The organism is Caenispirillum salinarum AK4 (assembly GCF_000315795.1).
GTDB lineage: Bacteria > Pseudomonadota > Alphaproteobacteria > Rhodospirillales > Rhodospirillaceae > Caenispirillum > Caenispirillum salinarum.
Map to the genome: position 1 here is coordinate 146,868 of NZ_ANHY01000019.1, position 25,849 is coordinate 172,716.

Annotated in this window: 23 protein-coding genes; 16 read left to right on the forward strand and 7 right to left on the reverse strand. The window is 69.2% G+C overall.

All coding sequences use genetic code 11. From position 1 onward, the window contains the following. The first annotated feature begins 114 nt into the window (after positions 1–114). Positions 115–594 (forward strand): DoxX family protein, encoded by a 480-nt coding sequence (locus C882_RS18155; protein WP_009542126.1) that lies wholly within the window; start codon positions 115–117, stop codon positions 592–594. Here the strand turns inward: C882_RS18155 and C882_RS18160 are convergent. Genes C882_RS18160 through C882_RS18175 form a run of 4 tightly spaced genes read right to left on the reverse strand, consistent with a single transcriptional unit; the run spans position 581 to position 4,090 of the window. Continuing rightward, a complete protein-coding gene (locus C882_RS18160) occupies positions 581–1,030 on the reverse strand; it encodes a PaaI family thioesterase (protein ID WP_009542127.1) in 450 nt (149 codons plus the stop codon). The genes C882_RS18155 and C882_RS18160 overlap by 14 nt on opposite strands. Continuing rightward, positions 1,027–1,740, reverse strand: coding sequence for an SDR family oxidoreductase (locus tag C882_RS18165; protein WP_009542128.1), 714 nt, complete (start codon positions 1,738–1,740; stop codon positions 1,027–1,029). Before C882_RS18165 ends, C882_RS18160 begins: the two co-directional genes overlap by 4 nt. Next, positions 1,737–3,005, reverse strand: coding sequence for an acyl-CoA dehydrogenase family protein (locus C882_RS18170; protein WP_009542129.1), 1,269 nt, complete (start codon positions 3,003–3,005; stop codon positions 1,737–1,739). Before C882_RS18170 ends, C882_RS18165 begins: the two co-directional genes overlap by 4 nt. Before the next feature lie 35 nt (positions 3,006–3,040). Next, positions 3,041–4,090, reverse strand: a complete 1,050-nt coding sequence (locus tag C882_RS18175) for a phosphotransferase family protein (RefSeq protein ID WP_009542130.1) — start codon at positions 4,088–4,090, stop codon at positions 3,041–3,043. Between the two features lie 188 nt (positions 4,091–4,278). On the opposite strand from C882_RS18175, the gene C882_RS18180 reads away from it, so the two are divergent. From C882_RS18180 to C882_RS18220, 9 genes are all read left to right on the forward strand, one after another. Beyond that, the gene (locus tag C882_RS18180; protein ID WP_009542131.1) at positions 4,279–5,340 is read left to right on the forward strand and encodes an NAD(P)H-quinone oxidoreductase; all 1,062 of its coding nucleotides are present in this window, start codon (positions 4,279–4,281) and stop codon (positions 5,338–5,340) included. Between the two features lie 298 nt (positions 5,341–5,638). Beyond that, positions 5,639–6,958, forward strand: coding sequence for an ABC transporter substrate-binding protein (locus C882_RS18185; RefSeq protein ID WP_009542132.1), 1,320 nt, complete (start codon positions 5,639–5,641; stop codon positions 6,956–6,958). Between the two features lie 103 nt (positions 6,959–7,061). After that, positions 7,062–7,958 carry a branched-chain amino acid ABC transporter permease gene (locus C882_RS18190; RefSeq protein WP_009542133.1) on the forward strand — a complete coding sequence of 299 codons (897 nt, stop codon included), beginning with the start codon at positions 7,062–7,064 and terminating at the stop codon, positions 7,956–7,958. A 3-nt stretch (positions 7,959–7,961) separates the two neighbouring features. Beyond that, on the forward strand, positions 7,962–9,026 hold the full coding sequence (locus C882_RS18195; RefSeq protein WP_009542134.1) for a branched-chain amino acid ABC transporter permease: 1,065 nt from the start codon (positions 7,962–7,964) through the stop codon (positions 9,024–9,026). Continuing rightward, positions 9,023–9,814, forward strand: coding sequence for an ABC transporter ATP-binding protein (locus tag C882_RS18200; RefSeq protein ID WP_009542135.1), 792 nt, complete (start codon positions 9,023–9,025; stop codon positions 9,812–9,814). Before C882_RS18195 ends, C882_RS18200 begins: the two co-directional genes overlap by 4 nt. A gap of 4 nt (positions 9,815–9,818) precedes the next feature. Further along, complete coding sequence (locus C882_RS18205; protein WP_009542136.1) at positions 9,819–10,481, forward strand: ABC transporter ATP-binding protein; 663 nt, start codon at positions 9,819–9,821, stop codon at positions 10,479–10,481. Further along, complete coding sequence (locus C882_RS18210; protein WP_009542137.1) at positions 10,481–12,052, forward strand: class I adenylate-forming enzyme family protein; 1,572 nt, start codon at positions 10,481–10,483, stop codon at positions 12,050–12,052. Before C882_RS18205 ends, C882_RS18210 begins: the two co-directional genes overlap by 1 nt. After that, positions 12,049–12,789: a histidine phosphatase family protein gene (locus C882_RS18215; protein WP_009542138.1), complete on the forward strand. Its 741-nt coding sequence runs from the start codon at positions 12,049–12,051 to the stop codon at positions 12,787–12,789. The genes C882_RS18210 and C882_RS18215 overlap by 4 nt, the downstream gene beginning before the upstream one ends. 118 nt (positions 12,790–12,907) lie before the next feature. Continuing rightward, positions 12,908–13,864 carry a cyclase family protein gene (locus C882_RS18220; protein WP_009542139.1) on the forward strand — a complete coding sequence of 319 codons (957 nt, stop codon included), beginning with the start codon at positions 12,908–12,910 and terminating at the stop codon, positions 13,862–13,864. A gap of 271 nt (positions 13,865–14,135) precedes the next feature. On the opposite strand, the gene qhpG is transcribed toward C882_RS18220, so the two are convergent. Further along, a complete protein-coding gene (qhpG, locus tag C882_RS18225) occupies positions 14,136–15,413 on the reverse strand; it encodes a flavin-dependent monooxygenase QhpG (protein ID WP_009542140.1) in 1,278 nt (425 codons plus the stop codon). 220 nt (positions 15,414–15,633) lie between these two features. Between qhpG and peaA the strand changes: the two genes are divergently transcribed. The 6 genes from peaA (at position 15,634) to C882_RS18255 (ending at position 22,796) form a co-directional block, all read left to right on the forward strand. Next, positions 15,634–17,196 carry a quinohemoprotein amine dehydrogenase subunit alpha gene (peaA, locus tag C882_RS18230; protein ID WP_043646415.1) on the forward strand — a complete coding sequence of 521 codons (1,563 nt, stop codon included), beginning with the start codon at positions 15,634–15,636 and terminating at the stop codon, positions 17,194–17,196. Between the two features lie 29 nt (positions 17,197–17,225). Then, complete coding sequence (peaB, locus tag C882_RS18235) at positions 17,226–18,659, forward strand: quinohemoprotein amine dehydrogenase maturation protein (protein ID WP_009542142.1); 1,434 nt, start codon at positions 17,226–17,228, stop codon at positions 18,657–18,659. Next, the gene (gene qhpC, locus C882_RS18240; protein WP_009542143.1) at positions 18,656–18,982 is read left to right on the forward strand and encodes a quinohemoprotein amine dehydrogenase subunit gamma; all 327 of its coding nucleotides are present in this window, start codon (positions 18,656–18,658) and stop codon (positions 18,980–18,982) included. Before peaB ends, qhpC begins: the two co-directional genes overlap by 4 nt. 58 nt (positions 18,983–19,040) lie before the next feature. Beyond that, positions 19,041–20,135: a quinohemoprotein amine dehydrogenase subunit beta gene (gene peaD / locus C882_RS18245; RefSeq protein ID WP_043646314.1), complete on the forward strand. Its 1,095-nt coding sequence runs from the start codon at positions 19,041–19,043 to the stop codon at positions 20,133–20,135. A gap of 59 nt (positions 20,136–20,194) precedes the next feature. Next, positions 20,195–20,851: a subtilisin-like serine protease QhpE gene (gene qhpE / locus C882_RS18250; protein WP_043646417.1), complete on the forward strand. Its 657-nt coding sequence runs from the start codon at positions 20,195–20,197 to the stop codon at positions 20,849–20,851. A 193-nt stretch (positions 20,852–21,044) separates the two neighbouring features. Next, a complete protein-coding gene (locus tag C882_RS18255; protein ID WP_009542146.1) occupies positions 21,045–22,796 on the forward strand; it encodes an ABC transporter ATP-binding protein in 1,752 nt (583 codons plus the stop codon). Here the strand turns inward: C882_RS18255 and qhpR are convergent. Together qhpR and C882_RS18265 are read right to left on the reverse strand one after the other, a co-directional pair. After that, complete coding sequence (gene qhpR / locus C882_RS18260; RefSeq protein WP_052000217.1) at positions 22,709–23,731, reverse strand: AraC-like transcriptional regulator QhpR; 1,023 nt, start codon at positions 23,729–23,731, stop codon at positions 22,709–22,711. The two genes, C882_RS18255 and qhpR, sit on opposite strands and share 88 nt — an antisense overlap. 81 nt (positions 23,732–23,812) lie before the next feature. Beyond that, positions 23,813–25,849 carry a CocE/NonD family hydrolase gene (locus C882_RS18265; RefSeq protein WP_009542147.1) on the reverse strand — a complete coding sequence of 679 codons (2,037 nt, stop codon included), beginning with the start codon at positions 25,847–25,849 and terminating at the stop codon, positions 23,813–23,815.

Consider the following 25,849-nt stretch of genomic DNA (forward strand, 5'->3'; position numbering starts at 1 on the left):
GTCCGACAATCAGAGCGTACAACAGGGCCGAAAGGGCCGGCAAGGCCTATCGGTGCACTGGGACATGCCGGGAGACGTAGACCAAGGGGCGGGCGCGAACGGCAATGGGGCGGAATGGTCTTTTTCCTGATGATCCTGGCGGGGACGGCGGCGGCGACGGTGCTGGGTGTTCTCCGGGTGCCGACCATGGGCGACTGGCGCGGCCGGATGCGCTGGGGCCTCGCGGGCGCACTGGCTTTTGCGGGCGTCGACCACCTGATGACGCCCGACCGCTACACCCGCATGATCGAGCCGTTCCTGCCCTTCCCCGAGGCCATCGTGCTGGTGACCGGCCTTCTGGAGATCGCCGGCGCCCTCGGCCTGCTGATCCCGCGCACGCGGCGGTTGGCGGCGGTGCTGCTGGCGGTCTACTTCGTCGCCGTGCTGCCGGCCAACGTCAGCAACATCGTCAACGGCATCCGGTTCGAGGGCCTGCCGACGGGCGACTGGTATTACTGGCTGAGGCTGGTGTTCCAGGTGCCCATTATCGCCTGGACGCTGTACGTCGGCGGCATCTGGCCCCGGCGGGAGGCGTCGCGCGTCAGCCGGGCTTGAGGACATCCGGCGAAGGCACGATGGCCTTGGTGATGCTCGCCCGGCCCACCAGCCGGTCGCTGACGCGGGCCTCGGCCTCCACGAAGGCGATGCCGCGCCCGCGTTTCACGAGCCGGCCGGTGATGGTCACGGTATCGCCGGTGCGCACCGCCCCGATGTTGCGGGCGTGAACGTCGGCCGTCACCGCCCATTCGTCGGGCGCAAGCTCGGGCAGCAGGGCGGCCAGCGCCGGGAACTCATACAGCCCCGTCAGCACGCCCCCGTGCAACCCGCCGAAGGGCATGACGGCCTCCCCCTCCGCCTTGATGGTCACCGACACCGAGCCGTCCGCCGCCCGCTCCGGCGCGGTCATGCCGGCCCAGCGGTGGAAGCCCATGCCGTGCAGCAGGCGGAGCGTCTCCGCCAGCGCCGCCGGATCATCGCCCCGCCGGCTCATGGCATGAAGGAGCCGCCGTTGACCGGCAGCGTGGCGCCGGTCATGTAGGCCGCTTCATCGGAACACAGGAACCGCACCACGCCGGTCACGTCGTCCATGCCGCCCAGCCGCTTCATGGGATTGGCCCGGACGAGGCGGCTTTTCTGCTCGTCCGTGAACGTGTCGCCCATGCTGCCCTCCAGCACCGAGGGCGCGACCGCGTTCACCCGCACACCATGGCGGGCACCTTCCATGGCGTAGGTCTTGGTGAGCTGGTGGACACCGGCCTTGGACGCGCCATAGGCCGGATGCAGGCCGGGATAGCCCACCTGCCCCGACAGCGAGCCCACGTTGACGATCACCCCGCCCTTGCCGCCGGAAATCATGGTCTCCAGCGCCGCCGAGCAGCCGTGCCAGGTGCCCGTCAGGTTGACGGCGATGAGGCGGTGCCAGTCGTCTTCCCCGGCCTCGCGCGTCGGCACGGTGCGGACCAGCCCGGCGGCGTTGATCCAGACCGCCAGCCCGCCGGCCTCCGTCGCCGCCTGCTCGGCCAGGGCGAAGACGGCGCTCCGGTCGGTGACGTCCACCTCCACCGCCGCGACACCGCCCACCGCGCACCGGCGCACATCGGCGCCGAAGACGCGGCGGCCGTCGGCGGCGAAGGCGCGGCAGAGGGCGGAGCCCATGTCTCCGGCCGCACCCGTGACCACCACCGCGCCCGGCGCGGTCATCGGCCGCCGCCCGACTTCAGGACGTCGGGCGGGGTCAGGTAGGGGATGGTGCGGCCCATGTGCTCTTTCGCCTGCTTGATCTCGCGGCGGGCGATGGTGCGCAGGTGCACCTCGTCCGGACCGTCGACGATGCGCAGCGCCCGGCCCCAGGTCCACAGGAAGGACAGCGGCGTGTCCGGCGTCAGGCCGGCGGCGCCGAAGGTCTGGATGGCGCGCTCCAGGATCGTCGTCTGAAGGCGCGGCACGATGACCTTGATCATCGCCACCTCGTTCCGCGCGGCCTTGGTGCCGTGCTGGTCGATCATCCAGGCGGCCTTGAGCACCAGCAGGCGCGCCTGTTCGATGTCGCAGCGGGCGAGCGCGATCCATTCCTGGATGGTGCCCTGCTCCGACAGCGTCTTGCCGAAGGTCTTTCGCTCCAGCGCGCGCTCGCACATCATTTCCAGCGCCAGCTCGCACTGTCCGATTGAGCGCATGCAGTGGTGGATGCGCCCCGGCCCGAGCCGCGCCTGCGCCAGCTTGAAGCCCTCGCCTTCATTGCCGAGCAGGTTGGACGCCGGCACGCGCACGTCGCGGAACACCACCTCGCAATGCCCCTCCGGCGCCATGTGGTGCATGATCGGCACGTTGCGGACGATATCGACGCCCGGCGCGTCCATGGGAATCAGGATCATGGAGTGGCGGGCGTGCGGCTCGCCGTCCGGGTCCGTGATGCCCATGAGGATGCAGACCTTGCAGCGCGGATCGGCGGCGTTGGTGGTGAACCACTTGCGGCCCGTGATGACGTACTCGTCGCCGTCGCGCCGGATGCGGGTCTGCAGGTTGGTGGGGTCGGACGAGGCCACGTCCGGCTCCGTCATGGCGAAGCAGCTTCGGATGTCGCCGTTGAGCAGCGGTTTCAGCCACTGGTCGTACTGCTGGGGCGTGGCGAACATGTGCAGCAGCTCCATGTTGCCGGTGTCCGGGGCGTTGCAGTTGAACACCTCCGACGCCCAATACAGCCGCCCCATGATCTCCGCCAGCGGGGCGTATTCCAGGTTGGTCAGCCGCGTGCCCGGCTCGTCGTCGCGCAGCGCGGGCAGGAACAGGTTCCACAGGCCTTCTTCCTTCGCTAGGGCCTTCAGGTCCTCCATGAAGGGCGGCGGGAAATGGCCGTTTTCCGCGTAGTGCAGCCACTCGCCGTTGCGCGGGACGATGTGGGTGTCCATGAAATCCTGGACCCGCCGCTGAAGCTCCTGGGCCTTGTCGGAGAATTGGAAATGCACGGTCTTGAACTCCCGAGGGAATGAGATGCGGCGGGTCAGCCGCGGGTTTCGATGATGTGGACGGCGCGCTGGGCGAAGGCGCGGGCGCGTCCGCCCACCTCCAGCGCATCGGCGCTTGCCGCGTTGCCGCGCCGGGCGCGGGCAGCCACACCTTCCAGGATCATGGCGAAGCGGAACAGGGCGAAGACCTCGTGGAAAGGCATCATGCTGTTGGGCAGGCCGCGTTTCTCGAAGTAGCGCGCCACATGTTCCTCCGCCGTCGGCAGGCCGAGCGCCGGCAGGTCGAGCCCCGCCAGCCCGCCGTATTCATCGGGCGTCATGCGCCAGAACATGAGCGTGTAACCAAGGTCCGCCAGCGGATGGCCGAGGGTGGACAGTTCCCAGTCCAGCACGGCGACGACGCGCGGCTCCGTCGGGTGGAACATCAGGTTGCCGATGCGGTAGTCGCCATGGCAGAGGCCCGTCATGCCGTCGTCCTCGGGCATGTTGGCGGGCAGCCATTCGATCAGGCGTTCGGCCTCGGGCATGTTGCTGCCGGCTTCCTCTTGATCCGCGCGGTACTGGCGGGTCCAGCGGCGGATCTGGCGCTCGAAGTAGTTGCCGGGGCGGCCGTAGTCCGACAGGCCGACGGCGTCCACGTCCACGTCGTGCAGGGCCGCCAGGGTATCGGTCATGGAGGCATAGCAGGCGCGGCGGTGGTCGGGGTCCATGCCCGGCAGGGCGCTGTCGTGGAAGACGCGGCCGGGCACCCGCTCCATCACATAGAACGGCGTGCCCGTGACGCTGGCGTCGTCGCAGTAGAGCAGCATCTCCGGCACCGGCACCGGCGTGTCGGCCAGCGCCTTCATCACCCGGTATTCCCGGTCCACCGCGTGGGCGGATGGCAGAAGCTTGCCCGGCGGCTGCTTGCGCAACACCAGGTCGCGGTTGGCGAAACGCAGGAAGAACGTCGGGTTGGACTGCCCGCCGGCGATCATCTCCACGCCCATGGGCCCGTCGCCCAGGCCGGGGATCGAGTCGCGCAAGGCCGCCTCCACCGATGCGGGGTCGAGCCCGCGCAGGTCCTCCGCCGTCTGGCTGGACATCGTGCCTCCCAGGTCGTGCCGGGGTGCCTGCCCCGGGCGTTTATCCGTTTGTCGGACAAACGATGGCGCAAAGCTCCTCCCTCTGTCAATCTTGTGCGGTTCATCCGGTGGAGGTGATGCCCGCGCCGTGGACTCGGGCACGCGCCGCCGCCACCATTCAAGCGAAGTTGAACAGGAGCCCGCAGCCCATGTCCGACGCCCCCGCCATTCCGTCGTCCATGACCTACATCCGCCTCACCGAATACGGCCCGGCCGAGAACCTGGTGCCGGCGGAAGGCCCGGTGCCCAGCCCGGCGCCGGGGCAGGTGCTCATCAAGGTGGCGGCAGCGGGCGTGAACCGGCCCGACGTGCTCCAGCGCCAGGGCAATTATCCGCCGCCTGCCGGCGCCTCCGACGTGCTGGGGCTGGAGGTCGCGGGCACGGTGGTGAAGCTCGGCGACGGGGTGGAGCGGTTCAAGGTGGGCGACTCGGTCTGCGCCCTGGTGGTCTCCGACGGCTATTCGCAGTACGTGGTCGCACCCGAGCCGCAGGTGCTGCCCGTGCCTACCGGGCTGTCGCTGCAACAGGCGGCCGCGCTGCCGGAAACCTACTTCACGGTCTGGAGCAACATCTTCGACCGCGGCCGGCTGAAAGAGGGCGAGACCATTCTCATCCACGGCGGGTCCAGCGGTATCGGCACCACGGCCGTCCAGCTCGCCAAGGCCTTCGGGGCCACGGTCATCGTCACCGCCGGCACCGATGACAAGTGCGCCGCCTGCAAGGACCTGGGGGCCGACCACGCCATCAACTACCAGTCCGACGCCTTCGAGGACAAGGTGTCGAAGTACACCGAGGGGCGCGGCGCCGACGTGATCCTGGACATGGTCGGCGGCGCCTATGTGCCCCGCAACCTCTCGGCGCTGGCCGATGACGGGCGGCTGGTGCAGATCGCGTTCCTCGATTCGGCGGACATTTCGGGCAACTTCCTGCAGCTCATGACCCGCCGCCTGACCTGGACCGGCTCGACGCTTCGTCCCCGCACGGTGGACGACAAGGGGCGCATCGCCAAAGCCCTGGAGGCCAACGTCTGGCCCCTTCTGTCCAAGGGCACGGTGCGCCCCATCATCCATGCGACGTATCCGCTTGAGGAGGCGGCAAAGGCCCACAAGCTGATGGAGAGCAGCAGCCATATCGGCAAGATCATGCTTGAGGTGACGCACCCCGAGCCCGGGCCCGACGAAGAGGGTGACGCCGCGTCCGCCGAGGGCTGAGGACGGAAAAAGGAACCGAGCGTTCCGCTGGGGTAACGGCTTGACGGCCGTCGACACTCCTGCCTACCATTCGATTGTCGGACAAACGGATGAATGGTTTGTCAGAGGCAAGCGGACCGCACCAGAACGGCCGCGCCTCTCATCAAAAAAAAGCCAAGGTCGAGGACCGGCGCCCCGAAGGATCGGAAGAAGGCGGAGCAACCGCCTCTCCTCCTTCGGCGGGCCGCAATAACAAGACAGGCGGCGCATCGGCCGCCCGGCGTCCAAGCAAGAAAGACCACAGGGAGGCTTTTCCACCATGAACACGTTCAAACGGGAGACGTCCGTCCGCGCGGTACTCGCCGCCGGGGCCGCCGCCGCCGTCATGGCGGTGGGTGCCACCGGCGCGCTGGCCCAGTCGGAGGACACCTACAAGATCGGCGTCGTGACCTTCCTTTCCGGTCAGGCCGCCGAAAGCTTCGGCGTGCCCGCCTGGAACGGCGGCAAGGTGCTGATCGAGAAGCTGAACGCCGGCGAAGGCCCGGCGCCCTACGACAAGAAGGGCTTCGGCGGCCTGACCATCGAGCCCGTCGTCATCGACGAGGCCGGGGGCGCGACCAAGCAGGTGCAGGAGTTCCGCAACCTAGTCCAGCGCGAGAATGTCGACGCCGTCGTCGGCTACGTCTCGTCGGGCGACTGCCTCGCCATCGCGCCGGTGGCCGACGAGCTGAAGGCGCTGACGGTGCTGTACGACTGCGGCACGCCGCGCGTGTTCGAGGACGGCGAATACGAATACGCCTTCCGCACCGCCGCCCACGCCACCATGGATAACGTCGCCCTGGCCCGATACATGAAGGAAAAGGGCATGGACGTCGAGACCATCGGCGGCATCAACCAGGACTACGCCTGGGGCCACGACAGCTGGCGCGACTTTACCGCCAGCATGAAGCAGCTTTACCCCGAGTCCGAGGTGGTGGCGGAACTGTTCCCGGCCTTCGGCGCCGGCCAGTACGGCACGGAAATCTCGGCCATCATGCGCGAGAACCCCGACGTCATCCACAGCTCCAACTGGGGCGGCGACCTGCAGGCGCTGATCCTTCAGGCCATGCCGCGCGGCATGTTCCAGCGCAGCCAGGTGGCCCTGTCGGCCGGCGACCACGTCATGCCGCCGCTGGGCGAGAACATGCCGCAGGACGTGGTGATCGGCGCGCGCGGCGCCTACGGCTACATGGCGCCCGACACGCCGCTGAACCAGTGGTGGCAGAAGATCTACATGGACGAATACGACGTCATCCCCGTCCAGGCTCCCTACCGCATGGCGCAGGCGATCCTGGGCCTTAAGCTGGCGGTGGAAAAGGCCATGGAGGAGAATGGCGGCCAGAAGCCCACCAAGGAACAGGTGGCCGCGGCGCTGAAGGGGTCGTCGTGGGAAAGCCCGGCCGGACAGATCGAGATGGCGCTGGGCAACGGCCATCAGGCCATCCAGCCGACCGCCATCGGCCGCACCATGAAGAACGACGAGGGCAAGGTCGTCATCGGCGACATCGTGCGCTTCAACGCCCGCTGCGTGAACCCGCCCGAGGGCAAGAAGAGCATCGAATGGATCGAAAGCGGCTTCGAGGGCGCCCAGTGCGACTGACGCACCGCGCCTGACGCCTTCTTCGTGACCGAGCCCCGCCCGGCCGGTGCCGCCACCGGTCCGAGCGGGGCTCCCCTACCCCCGCACAAGGGGAGTTCCGTTCATGGATTACCTGCTGACCATTCTGGTCGACGGCGTCGTCTACGCGTCCTGGCTGTTCATCGTGGCGCTGGGGCTGACGCTGGTGTTCGGCGTGCTGCGTATCCTGAATATCGCGCACGGCAGCTTTTATGCGCTGGGCGCCTATGCCGCCGCCTCGGCCGTGGCCCTGTCCAACGGCCTGGGCCTGCCGCCAGCCTTGAGCCTGCTCGCCATGCTCATCGCCTCCATCGCCGTCGCCATCGCCGTGGCACCCTTCCTGGAGCGCGTGGTGCTCCGGCTGTTCTACGGCCGCGACGAGGTGCTGATCCTGCTGGTGACCTATGCCGTCTTCCTCATGCTGGAGGACATCACCAAGCTGATCTGGGGTGTGACGCCCTACTACGTGTTCGAACCGCGCGGCCTGTTCGGCAATGTGGAGGTCGGCAGCCTGTTCTACGTCGGCTACGACCTCATGCTGATCGTGCTTGCCGTCGTCTGCGGGCTGGCGGTGTGGTTCGGGCTGAACCGGACCATCATCGGCAAGGTGGTGCTGGCCGTCATCCATAACCGCGAGATCAGCGCCGCCATGGGCGTGAACGTCGCCCGCGTCTACGTGCTGGCGTTCTTCATCGGCGTGCTTCTGGCGGCTTTGGCCGGCGCCTACACCGCACCGCTGATATCGGTCCAGCCGGGCATTTCCGTCAGCGTCATCATCCTCAGCTTCGCAGTGGTCATCATCGGCGGCCTGGGGAGCATTCCGGGGGCCGCCATCGGCGCGCTGATCGTCGGCATCGCCCGTGCGGCGGCGGTCTACGAGCTGCCGGAGGCGGAAATCTTCATCGTCTACCTGGTCATGGCGACCGTGCTGGTCTTCCGGCCGGAGGGCCTGTTCCAACGCGCGCAAGTCCGGAAGATCTGACCCATGCATGGCAAGACCCTGAAAACCCTTCTCGGCGGCGCGGTCCTCATGGCGGTGCTGCTGCTCGCCGGCTTCGCCGCCCCGCAATGGCTTCTGTTCACCGCCACCAAGGCCATTGGATACGGCATCGTCGCGCTTGGCATCGTGGTGCTGATGCGCGGCGGCGTGGTCTCCTTCGGCCAGGGGATGGTGTACTGCGCCGGGGCCTACGCCGCCGGGCTGATCGCCGCCAACTGGGGCCTGACGGACGCGCTGGTGCTGCTGACCATCGGCGGCGTGACGGGCATCGTCATCGGCGCCGTCGTCGGGCCGCTGATCGCGCGTTACCGGGGCATCTTCTTCGCCATGCTGACGGTGGCGCTGTCCATGGTGCTGTACGGCGTGCTGGTGAAGATGAACCAGATCGGCGGGTCGGACGGCTTCAACGTGCCCGAGCCCACCTTCTTCGGCTGGCCCCCCGACCGCGACAGCGCCGACCTGGCGCTCTACTGCACCGCCATCGTGGTGGCCGGGGTGACCGCCATGCTCTGCCGCGTCTACTTCGACAGCATGGCCGGCCTGATGAGCCGGGCCGTGCGCGAGAACGAGTTGCGGGTGGAGTACCTGGGCACCTCCGTCCACCGGACCATGGTGCTGAACTTCGTCGTCGCGGCCGGCTTCGGCGGCGTGGGCGGGGCGCTCAACGGCATGGCGCTGGGCCACGTGGACCCGCTGTTCAGCTTCTGGACCACATCGGGCGAGTTCGTCTTCGTCGCCATCCTGGCCGGGCCTTACAGCGTGGCGGCGGTGTTCGTGGCGTCGATCATCCTGGAGCTGGTGCGCAGCTTCTCCAACCTCTACTTCCCCGAAACCTGGCAGCTGGTGCTGGGGGCCTTCCTGCTGGCGGTGATCCTGTTCCTGCCGGAAGGCATCGGGTCGCTCTGGGCCAAGGGGCGGATCATCGCCCCGCGCACGCCTCGCGACGACGTCACCCGCAGCCGCGCCGCCGAGGACCGCTCCACCGGCGGATCGCGCGTCGCCACCGCCACCCGCGCCGCCCGTCCCACCGCCAAGGAGCCGCAGGCATGAACGCATCCCCCGCCCGCGCCCCGCGTTCCGCCCCCTCGCCGGCCGTTCCGGTGCTGGAGGCGCGCAACCTGAACAAGAGCTTCGGGGCGGTTTCCGCCGCTGCCGACATCTCCATCGAGTTCGCCACCGGGTCGAAGGTCTCCCTGATCGGGGCGAACGGGGCCGGCAAGACCACCTTCGTCAACATGGTGACGGGTTACCTCAAGCCCGACAGCGGCGCGATTCTGCTGGACGGCGTGGACGTGACCAAGAAGAAGCCGCGCGCCATGACCCACCTGGGGGTCTGCCGCAGCTTCCAGATCCCGCAGTTGTGCGAGCCCATGACGAGCGTGGAGAACATGCTGGTCTCCTTTGGTGCCTCGGGCCGGCGGTTCAGCCTGTTCCGCCCCTGCGGGTCCGAGGGCAGCGAGGACGAGGCGCGCGCCATGCTCGACCGCTTCGGGCTGACGCAATACGCCGACCGCGTGGTGGCGGAGCTTCCCGGCGGCGTGCGGAAGCTGCTGGACATCGCCATGGCCATGGTCCGCAAGCCCAAGGTGCTGCTGCTGGACGAACCGACCAGCGGCGTCTCGGCGGAGGAGAAGTTTCCGCTGATGGATACCGTCATGGCGGCGCTCGCGCACGAGGACGTGACCGTGCTGTTCGTGGAGCACGACCTGGACATCGTCACCCGCTACTCCGACCGCATCGTCGCCTTCTACGCCGGCAAGATTATCGCCGACGACCGGCCGGACGAAGTGCTGTCGGACGACGCCGTGCAGAAGTACGTCACCGGAGGCGCGAGGTAGGCCCATGCTGCTGCAACTGAACGACGTGGAAGTCATGATCGGCAGCGTGCAGGCGCTGCGCGGCTTCTCCATGACCGTCGATGCCTCGGAAATGACCGCGCTGGCCGGGCGCAACGGGGCGGGCAAGACCACCGTCATGCGCTCCATCATGGGGCTGGTGAAGACCACCGGCGGCTCCCTCTCCTTCGACGGTGAGGACCTGGCGAAGGTGCCCGTCCACCACCGCGCGCGGCTCGGCATCGGCTACATGCCCGAGGACCGCGCGCTGGTGCCGGAACTGACGGTGGCGGAAAACATTCTGCTGCCAAGCTGGGTCACGCCCACCATCGACGGCCCGAAACGCCTGAAACAGGTGTGGGAGATCATGCCGGAACTCTACGGCATGAAGGACCGCCGTGCCCTCCAGTTGTCCGGCGGGCAGCAGAAGATGGTGGCACTCGGCCGGGCGCTGACGGTGGGCACGCGGCTCCTGCTGCTGGACGAGCCCTTCGAGGGCGTGGCGCCGGCGCTGGCGCAGCGGCTGGCGGACGTGATCGCCGAGCTTCGGAAGGAAAAGCTGGCCGTGATCCTCAGCCAGTCGGAACTGAACCACGCCTTCAGCCTGTTCGACAGCGAATGGATCATCGAGCGCGGCAGCAACGCCGCCAGTCGCGAGGCCGCAGAGTAATGTCAGCCACCTTCCCGCCCATGCCGCCCATGCGGGCCGAGGCGCATTTCGGGGATCGGGTGGTGGCCTGCTTCACCGACCGCCCGCCCCACACCGACGCCATGATCCGCGCCGCCGTGGCGGCCAACACGCATGGGGATGCGGTGGTGGATGGCGATGTGCGGCTTTCCTACCGCGACCTGGACAGCCACGTCTCTGCTGTCGCCCGCGCGCTGCTGGCGCGGGGGCTGGAGGCGGGGGCGCGGGTCGGGCTGCTGATCGGCAACCGCTGGGAATGGGTGGTGGCGGTGCTTGGCACCCTCCGCGCCGGGCTGGTGGCCGTGCCGCTGTCGACACGCGCGCAAGGGGCGGAACTGGCCTACATCCTGGAAGACTGCGGTGCCGCCTTGGTGGTGGCGGAGCCCTCGCTGGCCGACCGTCTGCCGGAGGGGCTTGACCTCATCGCCCTCGACAGTCCGTTCGAATCCCTGCTGGCGGACTACGCCGATGGCCTGGTGCCCGATCCGGCGCCGGCGGAAGAAGACCTGGCCGTCATCCTCTACACCTCCGGCACCACGGGGCACCCCAAGGGTGCGATGCTCACGCATCTCAACATCGTGCATTCCTGCCTGCATTTTTCGCTTTGTTTCTCCATGACGGCCGCCGACCGCTCGGTGGTCGCAGTTCCCGTCAGCCACGTAACGGGCCTGATAGCCTGCGTGCTGGCCCCCATGAGCGTCGGCGGGGCGGTGCTCATGCTGAAAGCGTTCAAGGCCGACGCCTTCCTGGCGCTGGCGGAAGGTGAACGCATGACCTACACGGTCATGGTGCCGGCCATGTACAACCTCTGCCTCCTGCGCAGCGACTTTGCCCGCCACGACCTTTCGGCCTGGCGCATCGGCGCCTACGGCGGCGCGCCCATGCCGGAAGCGACCATCCGCAAGCTCGCCGACGCCCTGCCGAACCTGGAGCTTGCCAACGCCTATGGCGCCACCGAGACCACCTCCCCCACCACGCTCATGCCGCCGGGCGGCACGGCGACCCATTCAAGCAGCGTCGGCCGCGTCGTCCCCTGCGGCGAGGTGCGCGTGATGGACGATGCCGGACGCGAAGTGCCGCCGGGCGAGCCGGGCGAAGTCTGGATCGCCGGGCCGATGGTGATGCCGGGCTACTGGAACAAGCCCGACGCAACGGCGGAAAACTTCCAGGCCGGGTTCTGGAAGTCGGGCGATATCGGGTCGTTGGACGCAGACGGGTTCCTGCGCGTCTTCGACCGCAAGAAGGACATGATAAACCGGGGCGGCTACAAGGTGTTCTCGGCGGAGGTGGAGAACGTGCTGGCCCATCATCCCGCTGTGGCGGAGGTTGCCGTCGTTCCCCATCCCGACCCGGTGCTGGGGGAGAAGGTCCACGCCTTCGTTCACGCCAAGGACGACATCAGCGAAGACGCCATCCGCACCTTCTGCGCCGAGCGCCTGTCGGACTACAAGGTGCCCGATTTCGTGACCTTCAGCCGCGAGCCCCTGCCCCGCAACAGCAACGGCAAGCTCATCAAGCGGCAGCTTCGTGACGGCATCGAGGCCGGCTCATGAGCCTGGAGGAAACGCCGGAACAGCCCGTCGCCGGGCGGCGGCGGCTCATCTTCATGCGTCACGGAGAGGTGCTGTACCTGGGCGAGGACGGCCGTCCGGTCCACCCCAAGCACGTCCAGTTGACGCCGCGCGGACTGGCGCAGGCGGAAGCCGCGCGGGAGCTTCTGGCAGGGGCACCGCCCGACCTCGTGCTCGCCTCGCCCAAGGAACGCAGCCGCCGCACCGCCGAGATCGCCGGCGGCGGACGGCCGGTGCGGGAGGAGCCGGCGCTGACGGAAATCCGCTCCGGCAACGCGCTGCGCCTGCCGCCTGCGCGCTTCGACGCCGAGTTCACGTACGGGTTCGAAACGGCGGCCGAGCCGGGCGCGCTGTTCTGCGGCGGCGAGCCCTTCGCGACCTTCGCCGACCGGGCGATGGGCGTCGTCCACCGCCTGCTGAGGGAGCCCGGATGGTCGACGGCCCTGATCGTCAGCCACGAGGGCGTCAACCGCGTGATGCTGTCCTGGGCCGTGGGCGCGGGGCTGAGCGCCTGCGGGGTGTTCGACCAGGACATGGGGTGCCTGAACATCATCGACGTGGACACGGATAAAGCCGGAACCGTGATCCGCACCACCCTGAAGGCCGTCAACGTCACCCCCTGCGACCCGGCGAAGACCGGCCGCCGCCTGACCTCCATGGAGCGCCTGGGCGCCGACCTGCGGCCCTTTTGCGCCACCACCGACGACAGCGGCACCTGACCGGAGGGCGCATTCTGCTCCTTCCTCAGGCGTGTACGCCCCCTCCTTGACCGGCCGCTCGCCCGAGCCGCACGCTCGGTTTTGCAATCATAAAAACGAGCAAGGGAGGTTTCGTCCGATGCGTACTGCTCCCCTTCGCGCCGCCGCCCTGGCGGCTTCGCTGACGCTGTTGCTGGGCTCCGCCGCCATGGCCCAGGATGACCGCGCGACCTTCGACAGCCCCTACGGCCCCGACGACCGCATCGGCGCCGCCAACAACATGACGCCCGACACCGTCAAGGCCGCCGCCGGGCTGGTGACCGAAGGCAAGGTTTACCCGCTGGGCATGGTGGTGGACCGCGAGACACCGGCCTTCCCGCCCCGGTCGGTGAGCGTCACCGTGCTGACGCCCAACCAGGGCATGGGGAAGACCTTCGGGCCGAACCGGGGCAGCTACAACGACGACATCTTCCACGGCTGGCTGGGCGTCGGCACCCAGATCGACGGCCTGGGGCACCTGGGCCGCGACCACGTCTACTACAACAACCGCAAGGCCGAGGACCTGGTGAACGTCACCGGCCTCACCGACCTGGGCATCGAGCAGATCCCGCCTATCGCCACGCGCGGGGTGCTGGTGAACATGGCCGCACACGAGGGCGTGGAACAACTGGAGGGCGGCCACGCCATCTCCGCCCAAGCGCTGCAAGCGGCTTTAAAGGCGCAGGGCACCTCCGTCGGCAAGGGCGACGTGGTGATCGTGCACACCGGCTGGATGGGCCTGATCGGCGAGGACAACGAGACCTGGGGCAGCACGGAACCGGGCCTGGACGTGGACGCCGCCGAATGGCTGGCCGAACAGGGCGTGGTGGCCGTCGGCGCCGACAACTGGGGGCTGGAGGCCGTGCCCTCGGCCGACGGCGAGAGCTTCTTTCCCGTGCATGTGACGCTGTTGGCGGAGAACGGCGTCTACATCCTGGAAAACATCGTCACCCGCGAGCTGGTGGCCGACGGCGTGAACGAGTTCCTCTTCGTCCTCGGCCCCGCGCGGGTGAAGGGCGCGGTGCAGATGATCATCAACCCGGTCGCGATTCGGTAGGGCGACACTTGACGGCATCGAGAGGCCGCCCGACAAGGCCAAGTTCGACCGGTTGCCACCAGAGGTGTCCAAGGGCGGCCAACGGAGTTGTGTGGGCCCTTGCTTTCGCAGAGGCGACGGGATGATTTTAAGTATTGGTCCAGCAGGAATAACTACCCGTCATTCTTGCGAAAGCAGGAATCCACATACGGTGCCACCCATCCTGCAGCACTTCGTGGGCGCCGCGCCGAAGGCGTCCGCGGAGCACGCACAGCGGCACCGATGACTGCAATCATCGCTTCGTCTCAGTCAACCCCCGCGCCGTCAGCCACCCGACGACGGCGCGGGCCTTGGCCTCGCCGTGTTCGGCGGCGAGGTCGGCCGGGCCGTGCTCCCGAAGCCGCCGCCACGCCTCGACCACCGGCACGCCGGCGACGAAGGCGACGCCCGCCGGCTCCTGCGCGGTGACCACCACCTCGCGCTCCTCCAGCAGCCCGTCGACCACGACGATGGCCGTTTTCACGCCCGGTTCGGCAGCCTCGTGCACCGGCGCGTCATCGGGAAAGGACAGGCGCCGCGCCCAGAACGGTTGATCCTGGAAACGGGTCTCCTGACGCAGGAAATCGCGGCCGAGGCGCGCCTGCCGGAGGTAGGTTTCGCGGATGCGCTCGCCGATGTAGCGGGTCGCCAGGGCCTCGCTCTCCGGCCCCGGTCGTTCCGTCATGGTGCGCCATGCTGCCACCGCCGCCAGCGCGCCGGAGACCGCCCAGAACATGCCGTGGCCCGACAGCGGGTCCATGCCCGCCGCCGCGTCGCCCGCCGGCAGAATGCGCGGATCAATGGCGTCCGTCGGCACCACCGGCGCACATTCGCGGATGGAGAGGCCCTCCGGCTCCCCCGCCAGTTCTGGCGCGACCGCCGCCAGCGCCGCCCGCAGACGCTCGGCCGGCGGGGCGTCGTCGGCGCGGGCGTCGAGCGTCGCCTGTGCCCACACCCGCCCGTCGCCCGGCCGCGCGATCCACACCCAGCCATCGGCGAAGGGCGTGACGGCAGCGCCGGGCTCGGCCTCGCCGGAAAGCCAGCCGCCGACGGCCAGCGTCGCCGGGCCGCGCATCACCGGACGGTTGGCGTGGGCTGCCCGCCCGCGTGCGTCGATCACCCGCCGGGCCAGAACCTCCCGCCCGTCCGACAGACGCACCCGCACTGTGCCCTCTTCCGCCTGGAGCGTCGCCGTCGCCTGAACGTGCTCCGCACCGGCCGCAACGGCGGCGGACCGGAGCGCGCGGTCCATGCTCGCGCGCTCCACCAGGTGTTCGCCGTTGTGCGCCGTTTTCTCGCCCGCCCACGAGGCCCGGCGCGGAACCAGCGGCGCGACGTCGGGGAGGCGGTCGGCGAGCCCTTCCGCCCGCAGCCATGCCATCAGCCGCTCGCCGATACCCTCCAGCCGGGCGGGCGTGCGATCCGGGTCCACCAGCAAAACCGTCGCCCCCTGCCCCGCCAGCGCCCGCGCCGCCACCGCACCCGCCGGGCCGCCGCCGATCACCGCTACGTCCACCGTTTGCTCGTGCATGACTCCTCCCTTCCGTTCCGCCATGACAGCGCACGCGAGGGCGAGCGTCCAGGGCCTTGCCGAAGACGCTTAGCAGCAGCGTCATCTTTGTCCGGATCTGTCAAGAAGTGCCCCCGAAAGCGCGATAGCCTCATCAGTGGTCGGAGGACGACCAATGCCCACAAAAGAGGCATGGCTACTGACCAGGGAACGGATTGGCTTCAACGACATGGGGGACACCATGCGATTGACCGTGCTTTCCGGGGCGCTTCTTGTCGGCGCCCTGGCGTTGGTGCCGTCGGCCCAGGCCGCAGACGGCCCGGCGCTTCTGGAGGCCAAGTGCGCCTCCTGCCACGCCGAAAACGGCGACGGCACCTACACCCGCATCGACGCTGGACGCCGCACGCCCGAGGGCTGGCTGATGACGCTGGTGCGCATGGAGCGCAACCACGACGTCAAGCTGACGGCCGAGGAACGCCGCACCCTCGTCCGCCACCTCGCCGACACGCGGGGCCTGAGCGTCGCCGAGACCGAGGGCTCGCGCTACATCCTGGAGAAGAACCCCATCGCCTGGGACGAAGGCCCGACCCAGGAAATGACCGAGATGTGCAGCCGCTGCCACTCCTGGGCCCGCGTCGCGCTCCAGCGCCGCACCAAGGAGGACTGGGCCAAGCTGATGCACTTCCACCTGGGCCAGTTCCCCACCGCCGAATACCAGGCGCTGGCGCGTGACCGCGCATGGTGGGACATCGCCCAGAACCAGATGGTGGACGAACTGGCCGAACGCTTCCCGCTGGGCAAGGCGCCCGAGGCGTCCACCGCCGACCTGTCCGGAACCTGGTCGGTGGCCGGCGTGCAGCGCGGCCAGGGGCCCTATCACGGCACCATGACCGTCTCGCCCAAGGACGGCGGGATGCTGGACGTGATGGTCGACCTGACCTACGAGAACGGAACGGAAGTCACCCAGGCCGGCACGGGCATGCTCTACGGCGCCGGCGAGTGGCGCGCGAGCCTGACCGGCGCGGGCACGCAGCTTCGCCAGGTCATGGCCCTGTCCGAGGATGGCGAGACGCTGACCGGCCGCTGGTTCGACGCCGATCAGGACGTCATCGGCGGCGCCATGACGGCCGTGAAGACCGACGCCGACCCGCGCGTCATCGCCGTGGCTCCGTCGCACCTGCGCCAGGGTGCCACCACCCGCGTCACCGTCGCCGGCGTCGGGTTGAACGGCGATCCCGATTTCGGCGAGGGCGTCACCGCCACCGTCGTCGAGCGCACGCCGGAAATGATGGTGCTGGACGTCGCCGCCGACAGCGCGGCCCAGGCCGGCCCGCGCGATGTCTCCATCGGCGGGCAGTCCATGGACGACGCCTTCGTCGTTTATGACGGCATCGACCGCCTGACCGTGGAGCCTGCCGTCACTTTCGCCCGCGTCGGCGGCAACGGCGGTCCGATCCCCAAGGTGCCCGCGCAGTTCGAGGCCATCGGCTGGATGAATGGGCCGGACGGGCAGCCGAACACGGAAGACGACATCCGCATCGGCGCCATGCCGGCGGAATGGAAGACGGACAACTTCGACGCCACCGCCGCGGCGCTGGACGACGCCAAGTACGCCGGCCAGATCGGCGACGGCGGCCTGTTCGTTCCCGGTCCCGCCGGTCCCAACCCGGCGCGGGTGAAGGGCACCAACAACGTCGGCAACCTGTCGGTCATCGCGTCGGTCTTCGACGGCGGCCGCGAGGTCGAGGCGACGGGACAGCTTTACGTCACCGTCCAGCGCTTCGTCGACCCGCCCATCCGCTGACCCGAACCCGATGGAAAGGAGGATCACCCATGGGCATGCTGACCCTGGTGCCTCATAACGTCCACGACGTGTCGGTCGACGGTCACCGGATGCTGGTCCACGTCCCGACCACCAGCCTGTTCGAGATGGACGACGTCAGCGCGTCCGTGCTGGAGCTGTTCCGCCAGCAGGGCATGGCGTCGGCCGAGACCATGCGGACCGCCTTCGGCGACCGCTTCACGCCCGAGGACCTGGCCGACTGCGTGGACGGCTTCAAGCGGCTCGACATCCTGCGGGATGCCGGGGCGCCGGACACGCCGATCACGGTGACGGAGGTGGAGGACATTCCGCTGTCCACCATCATCCTGAACGTCAACACCGGCTGCAACCTGTCGTGCACCTACTGCTACAAGGAAGACCTGACCTCGCCGGCCAAGGGCGAGCGCATGGACTTCGACACCGCCAAGGACTCCTTTGAACTGCTGCTGCGGCAGGCCAAGGACCGCGACCGCGTCAACGTGGTGTTCTTCGGCGGCGAGCCCCTGTCCAACCTGCCCCTCATCAGGCAGGTGGTGGAGTACGCAGAACCCCGCGCGGCCGAGGTCGGCAAGACGGTGGACTTCTCGCTGACCACCAACGCCACGCTGCTGACGGAGGCCACCGTCGACTGGCTGGACGCGCACAAGTTCGCGCTGACGGTCAGCATGGACGGGCCGAAGGCGCTGCACGACGTCAACCGCCGCACCGTCGGCGGCAAGGGCACCTATGACCTTGTCGCCAAGAAGGTGCGGATGCTGCTGTCGCGCTACCGCAGCCGTCCGGTGGGCGCGCGGGTGACGCTGACCAAGGGCGTCACCGACGTCATCGGCATCCACGATCACCTCAAGTACGACCTGGGCTTCTTCGAGGTCGGCTTCGGCCCGGCCACGTCCGGCCCGCTGTCCACCTTCAACCTGGGCGACGCCGAGCTTCAGGCGGTGTTCGATGCCATGAAGACCCTGGGCGAGCGATACGTGCAGGGTGCGCTGGAGGGCCGCAACATCGGCTTTTCCAACATGCACCAGTTGCTCACCGACATCGCGGCCGGCACGCGGAAGACCGTGCCCTGCGGCGCGGGGCTCGGGATGCTGGCCGTCGACAAGGGCGGCGACCTGCACCTCTGCCACCGCTTCGTCGGATCGGACCAGCCGACCTACGGCAACGTGCGGCAGGGCATCGACGTGAAAAGCCTCGGCGCCTTCATCGAGGAGGCGCAGGACCGCAGCAACTACGACTGCCGCACCTGCCGCATTCGCTCGGTCTGCGCCGGCGGCTGCTACCACGAGAGCTATGCCCGGTCGGGCGATCCGCACGCGCCCGTGCTGCACTACTGCGACCTGATGCGCGATTGGGTGGACTTCGGCATTGCGGCCTACGTCCGCATCATGCAGGGCAACCCGTCGTTCATCCGCACCCACGTCGAGCCCCGGAGGCTGCCGCAATGAAGCACCTGAAACCCGCCAACGCCAAGGCCCAGCAGTTCACCGAGGCCGCCAAGGACGGCCGCGAGGAGGAGGTCGTCGCCATGACCTCGCTGGTGGGCTGCACCACGTCGTTCGACCCCGGATGGGAGGTCGACGCCTTCGGCGGCGTCGCCGCCCTCTGCCAGCCCATGGAGGCCGACCTGTACGGCTGCGCCGATCCCTGCTGGTGGCCGGCCCAGGTGGCCGACACGCTGAACACCTATCCCGACTGGAACGCCGATGCACCGGCGGCCCAGACCGACTGGCGCAAGCTCAACCAGGTCTTCCCCGAAGACAAGGGCTGAGGCCCGACGCTTGCAGCCAATCGACGTGGTGAACGCAGTGCATTGGAGTGAACGAACCATGCGAACCCTGACACGCTCGGCCATTGCGGCCGCCGTAGCGGCGGGTTTGGGCCTTTCGGCCGTGCCCGCGCTGGCGAAGGACTACATCCTGACCGCCGTCAAGCCCAACAAGCTGCTGGTGGTCGACCCCGACGCCATGGCCATCGACAAGATCATCGAGATCGAGAACGGCGGCCCGGCGCCCCTGACCCTCATTCCCACCGAGGACGGCACGCGCGCCTATGCGCTGGTCAACCGCTGGGAAAGCATCGTCGCCGTCGACCTGGAGACGGGCGAGGAGACCATGCGCATCGACCTGTCCGACAAGGACACGCGCGTGAAGGCCATGTTCGGCGTCGACCTGTCGCCGGACGAGAGCACGCTGGCGGTCTATGAATCGCCCGTGGAGATCCTGGCCGGCGAGATGCAGGTGCAGCCCACCCGCATTTCCTTCTACGACGCCGAGACGGGCGAGCTGAAGGGCCGGACCGAGGCGCCGCGCCAGATCACGCTGCTGATGTACAACGCCGACGGCTCCAAGCTCTATGGCCTGGGCCGGGCGGTGCACATCTTCGACGGCCAGACCGGCGAGAAGATCGGCGAGCACGCGACCCAGACCTGGGAGCGCGCCAACTACAGCCAGCCCGACATCCTGGACGTCTGGAGCCAGTGGGAGACGGCCAACGTGCTGTCGACGCCCTACTATGCGGCACGCACCGACATGGACCCCATGAACCCCGAAGCCTACTGGACCGGCATCCTGACGCTGGACCTGGAAACCGGCGAGTTCCGCATGAAGGACGTGGAGAACACCGACATCTTCTACTTCTCCACGGCTGTCAGCCCGACGGACAAGGACATCGTCTACGGCGCCTACACGCAGCTGTCCAAGTTCGACGTCGGCGAGGGCAAGCCGCTGAAGCGGGTGGAGCTGCCGCACAGCTACTACTCCATCAACGTCTCCAGCGACGGCAGCAAGGTGTTCGTCGGCGGCGCCATGGGCGACATCGCGGTCTATGACGCCGAGACGCTGGACATGATCGGCCAGATCCCCATGCCGGGCGGCGCGAACATGAGCCTTGCCACCATGCGCGTCTTCCAGCGCGACGAGTGAGGCAGGGAGCGTGGCCGGCGGTGGTTCGCTTCGGGCCGCCGCCGGCCGCGAGCCGGATCATGAACGACTTTTGCATCGGCATCATCGACAGCGGCGGCCCCTCCCTGCAGGGCGGCCGCCGCTTCGTGCTGACGGACGGGGGCGTGGCGACGGCCGCCCCCCTGCCCGACCGCCTGCGCCACGGATCGGCGGTGGAGGCGGTCATGCGCCGTGCATTAACGGGGGTGACGGTGCGCCACGCCCAGGTGTTCGGCGAGCGCCCGGTGACCAGCGCCGCCCAGGTGGCGGCGGCGGTGCGCTGGCTGGCGCTGGAGGAGCGCGTGCCCCTGATCTGCCTGAGCCTCGGCCTGCCGACCGACCGGCCCGTGCTGCGCGAGGCTTGTGCGGATGCGGTCGCGGCCGGCGCGGTGCTGGTGGCGGCGGCCCCGGCGCAAGGGGCGGCCTGTTACCCGGCTGCCTATGCTGGCGTGATCGCGGCGACGGGGGATGCGCGGTGCGCCTTTGATGAAATATCCGCCCTGCCCCACGCGCTGGGCGCCTGGTGTTCCTCGCCGGAGCATGGGGACGGCGGCGGCATGGGCGGAGCGAGCATCGGGTGCGCGCGCCTGGCCGCTCATGCAGCGCGCATGATTACAAAGGGCGTGCCGGACGTCCGCGCGGCACTGGAGGCGGCGGCGGTGTATCACGGGCGGGAGCATCGGGGAGTGACGCCATGATGTTTCACACGCAAGCGGCAGGATGGCCGACGCCGGAGGTGGACCCCTGCTTTCGCAGGAATGACGGGTATTGTCTGGTCGCTCCCCAGCCGCTTAAACAACCGTCATTCCTGCGAAAGCAGGAATCCATGTCCGCTGCCAGCCGACGTGCACATCGGCCCCAGCCGGCGCCACGGGCGGAGGTCCCCGCCCGATGACCACCCTCCGCGCCCGCCTCGCCGGCCTGTTCGCCCGCACCCTGTTCGGCCCCGCCGCCGGGGGATGGCTCGCGCCCGTCGTGCGGCACTACCTGCCGGCGCTGGGCATGGTGCTGGCGGTGTCGCTGTCCGCCGCCGCGCTGGGGCTCGCGCCGCCCTACCTGACCAAGCTGCTCATCGACGAAGGGCTGGTGGCGAAGGATGCCGAGGCGCTGTTCACCTGGGCCGCCGCCATCTTCGCCATCGGCCTCGCTGCGCTGCTTATGGGAGCGGCCAACAGCCTGCTCCACCTGCGTTTTTCCGCCCGGATGCTGGCGGATGTTCGGGCGAAGGCCCTGGATGCCACGCTCCGCCTGCCGCCCGACCGCCATGCGGGGATGCGCGTGGGCGAGATCATGACGCGGCTCGACGGCGATGCCGGCGAGGTCCAGCAGTTCGCCTTCGACGCCCTGCTGTCCGGGCTTGGTGCGGTGTTCCGGCTGGTGGGCGGGGCGGTGATGCTCATGGTGCTGGACTGGCGGCTTGCGCTGGTCGCCATCGCGCTCACCCCCGTGGAACTCGCCTTCCTCGCCTGGGCCCGCCCGCGCACCGAGCGGATGGCCCAGACGGTGCGCGAGCGGCGCGGCGGCCTCTCCAGCTTCCTGGCCGAGAGCGTCGCCGGCCTGGGCGTCCTGAAGACGCTTGGCGCCGAGCGCACCCGGTCCGGCGCGCTCCGCCCCCTCCAGGACAGCCAGATCGACGCGCTGATCCGCCAGCGCCAGTGGCAGGAGGTGACGGGCGGCGTGCCGACGTTCCTGGGCGCCATCGGGCGGACGGCGGTGCTGATCGTCGGCGGGCTGTGGGTGATCCGCGACGGCTGGCCCATCGGTTCGCTGATCGCCTTCCTGGCCTACATGGGCTTCCTGGTCGGCCCCATGCGCACGCTGCTCGGCCTCTACCACGCCCAGGCGCGGGTGAAGGTGGCCGTGCGGCGGCTCATGGAACTGGTGGGCGACGACCGGGCGGAGACCGACGCCGGCGAAGCCCTGCCGCCGGGGCCGGGCGCGCTGGCGCTGGAGCATGTGACCTTCACCCACTCAGGCGCCGAGGCGCCGGTACTGCAAGGCCGCAGCCTGACCATCCCGGCGGGCGCGAAGGCCCTGCTTAACGGCCCCTCGGGCAGCGGCAAGACGACGCTGCTGGGCCTGCTCACCCGCGCGCATGATCCGCACGCAGGCCGGGTGCTGCTGGACGGCGCGGACGTCGCCGCGCTCGACCCCGTGGCGCTGCGCCGGGCGGTGGTGGTGGTGCCGCAGGTGGGGTGGCTGTTCTCGGGCACCGTCGCCGACAACCTTCGGCTCGCAGCACCCGAGGCCAGCGACGCGGACCTCTGGCGGGTGCTGGAGATCGCGCAACTGGCGGACTGGCTGAAGGCGGAACGCGAGGGGCTGGAGACGGTGGTGGGGGAACGCGCCCTGGGTTTCTCGGGCGGTCAGCGCCAGCGCCTCGCCATTGCCCGCGCGCTGCTGGTGCCGTTCCGCGTGATGGTGCTGGATGAAAGCCTGTCGGAGGTGGACCCGGCGACGGCGGCGAAGATCGTCGCGGCCATCGACGCCGCCTTCCCCGACCGCACGCGCATCCTGGTCGCCCACGCGGGGGCGGAGACGCTGGGGCCGTTCGATCAGGTGGTCAGCCCGCGCGCAGACTTGCGCACCGCACGGGGCGAGGCACCGGCCCAACGGGTGAAGGCGCGCGAAAACGCCGTCTGATCGGAATACCCGAGCCGAAGCGCGATTTCGCTCAGGCTCAGGTCGGTGCGCGTCAGCCACGCCACCGCAGAGGAATGGCGGCATTCGTCCACCAGTCGCTGGAAGGTGATGCCCTCCTCCTCCAGCCGTCGCCGCAGGGTGCGGCGCGACATGCCGAGCGCACCGGCCACCGCCGTCTGGTCCACCTCGCCGCCGTGCAGGCCCTCCAGCACCGCCAGCTTGACCCGCGTGCGCAGACGCAGCGCCCGCTCCGTCTCCCGCACCCGGCGGTCGAGCATGCGCGAGATCTGGATGAAGCCGGCGTCGGACGCCTCCGGTCGGCGGCGGTCCAGAAGACCGGCCGACAGGGTCAGGCTGTTGCTGTCCTGGTTGTAGCGCACGCCGCGCCGCAGCCGGTCGGACAGCGCGATCGACCCCGGCCCCGCGCCGTGCTCGAACCCCAGCGCCGCGGGCCGCCAGTCGGGACCGCAGAACCGTCTCACGAGGCCCGAAAGAAGACCCAGCGTCAACTCCGCATCCTGCCGGCGCGGCCAGATGTCCTGGTCCAGAATGGTGTAGTGGAACGTCGCCTCGTCGCCCTCGACCTCCAGCCGGACCCGCGTGCCGGTCTGGATGGTACAGAAGGCGCGCTCGAAGGTACGCAGCGCGGTCCCAAGCGTTGGCGCCAGCGACAGGGCCAGGCCGAACTCGCCCAGCTCCTGAAGGTCATAGCTTTCACCAAATGCCCAGCCGAGGATTGAATCGCCGGTGACGGCGCCCAGATCCTCCATGGCCTCGACGAAATCGCGCAGCGGGATCGCCGCATCGTCGCCGCCGTTCAGCGATCCGTCGTCAAGGTGATGGCGGGAGAGAAAACGTGTCCGCTCCGCCCCGGGCAATCCGAGGCGGCGATCAAGCACGGCCAGCGGCCTGGCGCTGATCTTCGCAGTTTCCAATGCGCACCCCCTGGCGTGGGCGATGGGGCAAGTATCGCCCGGCCCGCCGGGGGTATCAAGACGCGGAAAGTCGTAGACCGTTCACACAAGGTCGCGCGGCAACCGGCGCTTCCAATTTTCGGAGAACACACGCTCTTCGCCCTCGAAGGCGTCCAGGCTGGCGTGGATGGTGAAGTGGGTCGCATCGCACGTCAGCACCGTGCGGGTGCGCGTCAGCACGTCCCATCCCGCGCGACGGAAACGGCGTTCCGTGCGGGTTTCGCCCCGGGCGGTTGAGACGTCCTCGGCGCGGACCGTGTACCAGTCCCAGGTACGGTCGGTGATCTCCATGTCGGCATCGGGCAGGCGCCAGACGCCCTCGTCCTTGATGATCTCCAGCGTCGATTCCTCGTTGGCGAGATCGCGGTGAACCAGCCAATTGTGGTGCGGCGCCTCCACGGTTTCCCGCGCGGCCGGCGGCGCGCCCTCGGGCTCCTCGAACCCGACACGGGCATCATCCTCCTCGGCCGACGGGCGCTCGGGCAGGATGAGGGTCGACTCCAGCGGGTAGACCGTCAGCGTCGCCGGCTCGGGCGGCGTCCACGCCAGCGGGAAATAGGAACTCGACAGCGACAGCCGCAGCTTGTGGCCTTTGGGAAACCGGTGGCCGATGGCGTTGAGCCGCACGGAGACGCGATACCGCCGCCCGGGCTCCAGCGGCGCCGGATGCTCGTTGCCCTCGCGGTGGGTGAGGTTCAGCAGGCCGTAGGAAACGCGGGTCACCCGCCCGTCGGGAGCCACGTCCGAGAGCCGGGCGGCGACCATGGCGACGGGCTTGTCGGACGCCACTTCCAGTTCCGCCACCGGGCGCCCCAGGATATCCACGGCCTCGTCCAGGGCCGGCGTTTCGTAGACGAGGGCGCCGCCGTCCTCCTCCCGCTGGTCATAGGGCAGGTCCGGCGCATAGGTGTAGGACGCCCACTTGCCGGCGAACAGTCCGACACTCAACGGCGAGCGCAGAAGCTGCGCCGGCGCTTCGCCGTCCCGTCGGTCGTTGCCGTTGCCCTGGGTGCACAGGCGGCCCGGCGCCATGGGCAGGCGTCGCTCGGCAAGGCGCGGCGACGGCCAAACGGCCTCCGCCACCCAGCGGCCCGGACGCTCCGCGTACGATGAGCCGGGCGGCATCCAGTCCTGGAGCCACGCGCGCAGCATGGGCTCGTCCATGATCCCGGTTTCCGCGCCCTTGAGCCAGTAGTCCCACCAGCGGGTCATCTCCTGAAGGAAGCCGATGGCGGGACCGGGCTTGCCCAGGTGCGGATACTTGTGCCCCCACGGCCCGACCAGGCCCAGGCGCGGCACCTCCAGCCCTTCCAGCAGGCGGAAGACGGCGTTGGTGTAGCCGTCCGCCCAGCCGCCGACGGCCATGACCGGGCAGCGCACCGCGCTGAAGTCCTCGCACACCGAGCCGTGCTTCCAGTAGTCGTCGCGGCGCTGGTGGGCGAGCCAGGTTGCAAGCCAGAGGCCGCTGCCGCGCAGGCGGTCCATCCACATCTCCCGCCACCGCTCGCCGACCAGGTCGGGGTCCGGCGGGCAGGTGTTGACCGAGAACATGGTGGTCGCCTCCGACAGATTGTCCGACAGCAGGCAGCCGCCCATGTAGTGCATGTTGTCGCGGTACAGGTCATCGGTTGAGCAGACGGTGACGACGGCCTTGAGCGCGCGCGGACGGTTGGCTGCGACCTGCAGCGCGTTGAAGCCGCCCCAGGAAATACCCATCATGCCGACGTTGCCGTCGCACCAGGGCTGGGCCGCCATCCACTCGATGGCCGCGCAGCCGTCGTCCATTTCCTCCTGCCGGTACTGGTCGGTCATCACGCCGTCGGACTCGCCGCTGCCCCGGATGTCGAGGCGCACGCAGGCATAGCCCTGCCCGGCCAGCCAGCGGTGGGTGATCTCGTCGCGCTCCCGCGTCAGGTCGCGCTTGCGGTACGGGATGTATTCCAGGATGCCCGGCACCGGCGCGCTCTCGGCGTCCTCGGGCAGCCAGATGCGGGCCGCCAGCCGCGTGCCGTCGGAACCGGGAAGCGTCACGTGCTCGATGCACCGCACGCGGCGCGGGAAGTCCGTGACCGTGTGCAT

Excerpts from the sequence above, each read along its gene's own strand:
- peaB (WP_009542142.1), top strand. The coding sequence starts at position 17,226 with ATGGGCATGCTGACCCTGGTGCCTCATAACGTCCACGACGTGTCGGTC.
- C882_RS18185 (WP_009542132.1), top strand. The coding sequence starts at position 5,639 with ATGAACACGTTCAAACGGGAGACGTCCGTCCGCGCGGTACTCGCCGCC.
- C882_RS18180 (WP_009542131.1), top strand. The coding sequence starts at position 4,279 with ATGTCCGACGCCCCCGCCATTCCGTCGTCCATGACCTACATCCGCCTC.
- C882_RS18220 (WP_009542139.1), top strand. The coding sequence starts at position 12,908 with ATGCGTACTGCTCCCCTTCGCGCCGCCGCCCTGGCGGCTTCGCTGACG.
- C882_RS18200 (WP_009542135.1), top strand. The coding sequence starts at position 9,023 with ATGAACGCATCCCCCGCCCGCGCCCCGCGTTCCGCCCCCTCGCCGGCC.
- C882_RS18215 (WP_009542138.1), top strand. The coding sequence starts at position 12,049 with ATGAGCCTGGAGGAAACGCCGGAACAGCCCGTCGCCGGGCGGCGGCGG.
- qhpE (WP_043646417.1), top strand. The coding sequence starts at position 20,195 with ATGAACGACTTTTGCATCGGCATCATCGACAGCGGCGGCCCCTCCCTG.
- C882_RS18165 (WP_009542128.1), bottom strand. The coding sequence starts at position 1,740 with ATGACCGCGCCGGGCGCGGTGGTGGTCACGGGTGCGGCCGGAGACATG.
- qhpG (WP_009542140.1), bottom strand. The coding sequence starts at position 15,413 with ATGCACGAGCAAACGGTGGACGTAGCGGTGATCGGCGGCGGCCCGGCG.
- peaD (WP_043646314.1), top strand. The coding sequence starts at position 19,041 with ATGCGAACCCTGACACGCTCGGCCATTGCGGCCGCCGTAGCGGCGGGT.
- peaA (WP_043646415.1), top strand. The coding sequence starts at position 15,634 with ATGCGATTGACCGTGCTTTCCGGGGCGCTTCTTGTCGGCGCCCTGGCG.
- C882_RS18160 (WP_009542127.1), bottom strand. The coding sequence starts at position 1,030 with ATGAGCCGGCGGGGCGATGATCCGGCGGCGCTGGCGGAGACGCTCCGC.
- C882_RS18210 (WP_009542137.1), top strand. The coding sequence starts at position 10,481 with ATGTCAGCCACCTTCCCGCCCATGCCGCCCATGCGGGCCGAGGCGCAT.
- C882_RS18265 (WP_009542147.1), bottom strand. The coding sequence starts at position 25,849 with ATGCACACGGTCACGGACTTCCCGCGCCGCGTGCGGTGCATCGAGCAC.
- qhpC (WP_009542143.1), top strand. The coding sequence starts at position 18,656 with ATGAAGCACCTGAAACCCGCCAACGCCAAGGCCCAGCAGTTCACCGAG.
- C882_RS18195 (WP_009542134.1), top strand. The coding sequence starts at position 7,962 with ATGCATGGCAAGACCCTGAAAACCCTTCTCGGCGGCGCGGTCCTCATG.
- C882_RS18205 (WP_009542136.1), top strand. The coding sequence starts at position 9,819 with ATGCTGCTGCAACTGAACGACGTGGAAGTCATGATCGGCAGCGTGCAG.
- C882_RS18255 (WP_009542146.1), top strand. The coding sequence starts at position 21,045 with ATGACCACCCTCCGCGCCCGCCTCGCCGGCCTGTTCGCCCGCACCCTG.
- C882_RS18175 (WP_009542130.1), bottom strand. The coding sequence starts at position 4,090 with ATGTCCAGCCAGACGGCGGAGGACCTGCGCGGGCTCGACCCCGCATCG.
- C882_RS18190 (WP_009542133.1), top strand. The coding sequence starts at position 7,062 with ATGGATTACCTGCTGACCATTCTGGTCGACGGCGTCGTCTACGCGTCC.
- C882_RS18155 (WP_009542126.1), top strand. The coding sequence starts at position 115 with ATGGTCTTTTTCCTGATGATCCTGGCGGGGACGGCGGCGGCGACGGTG.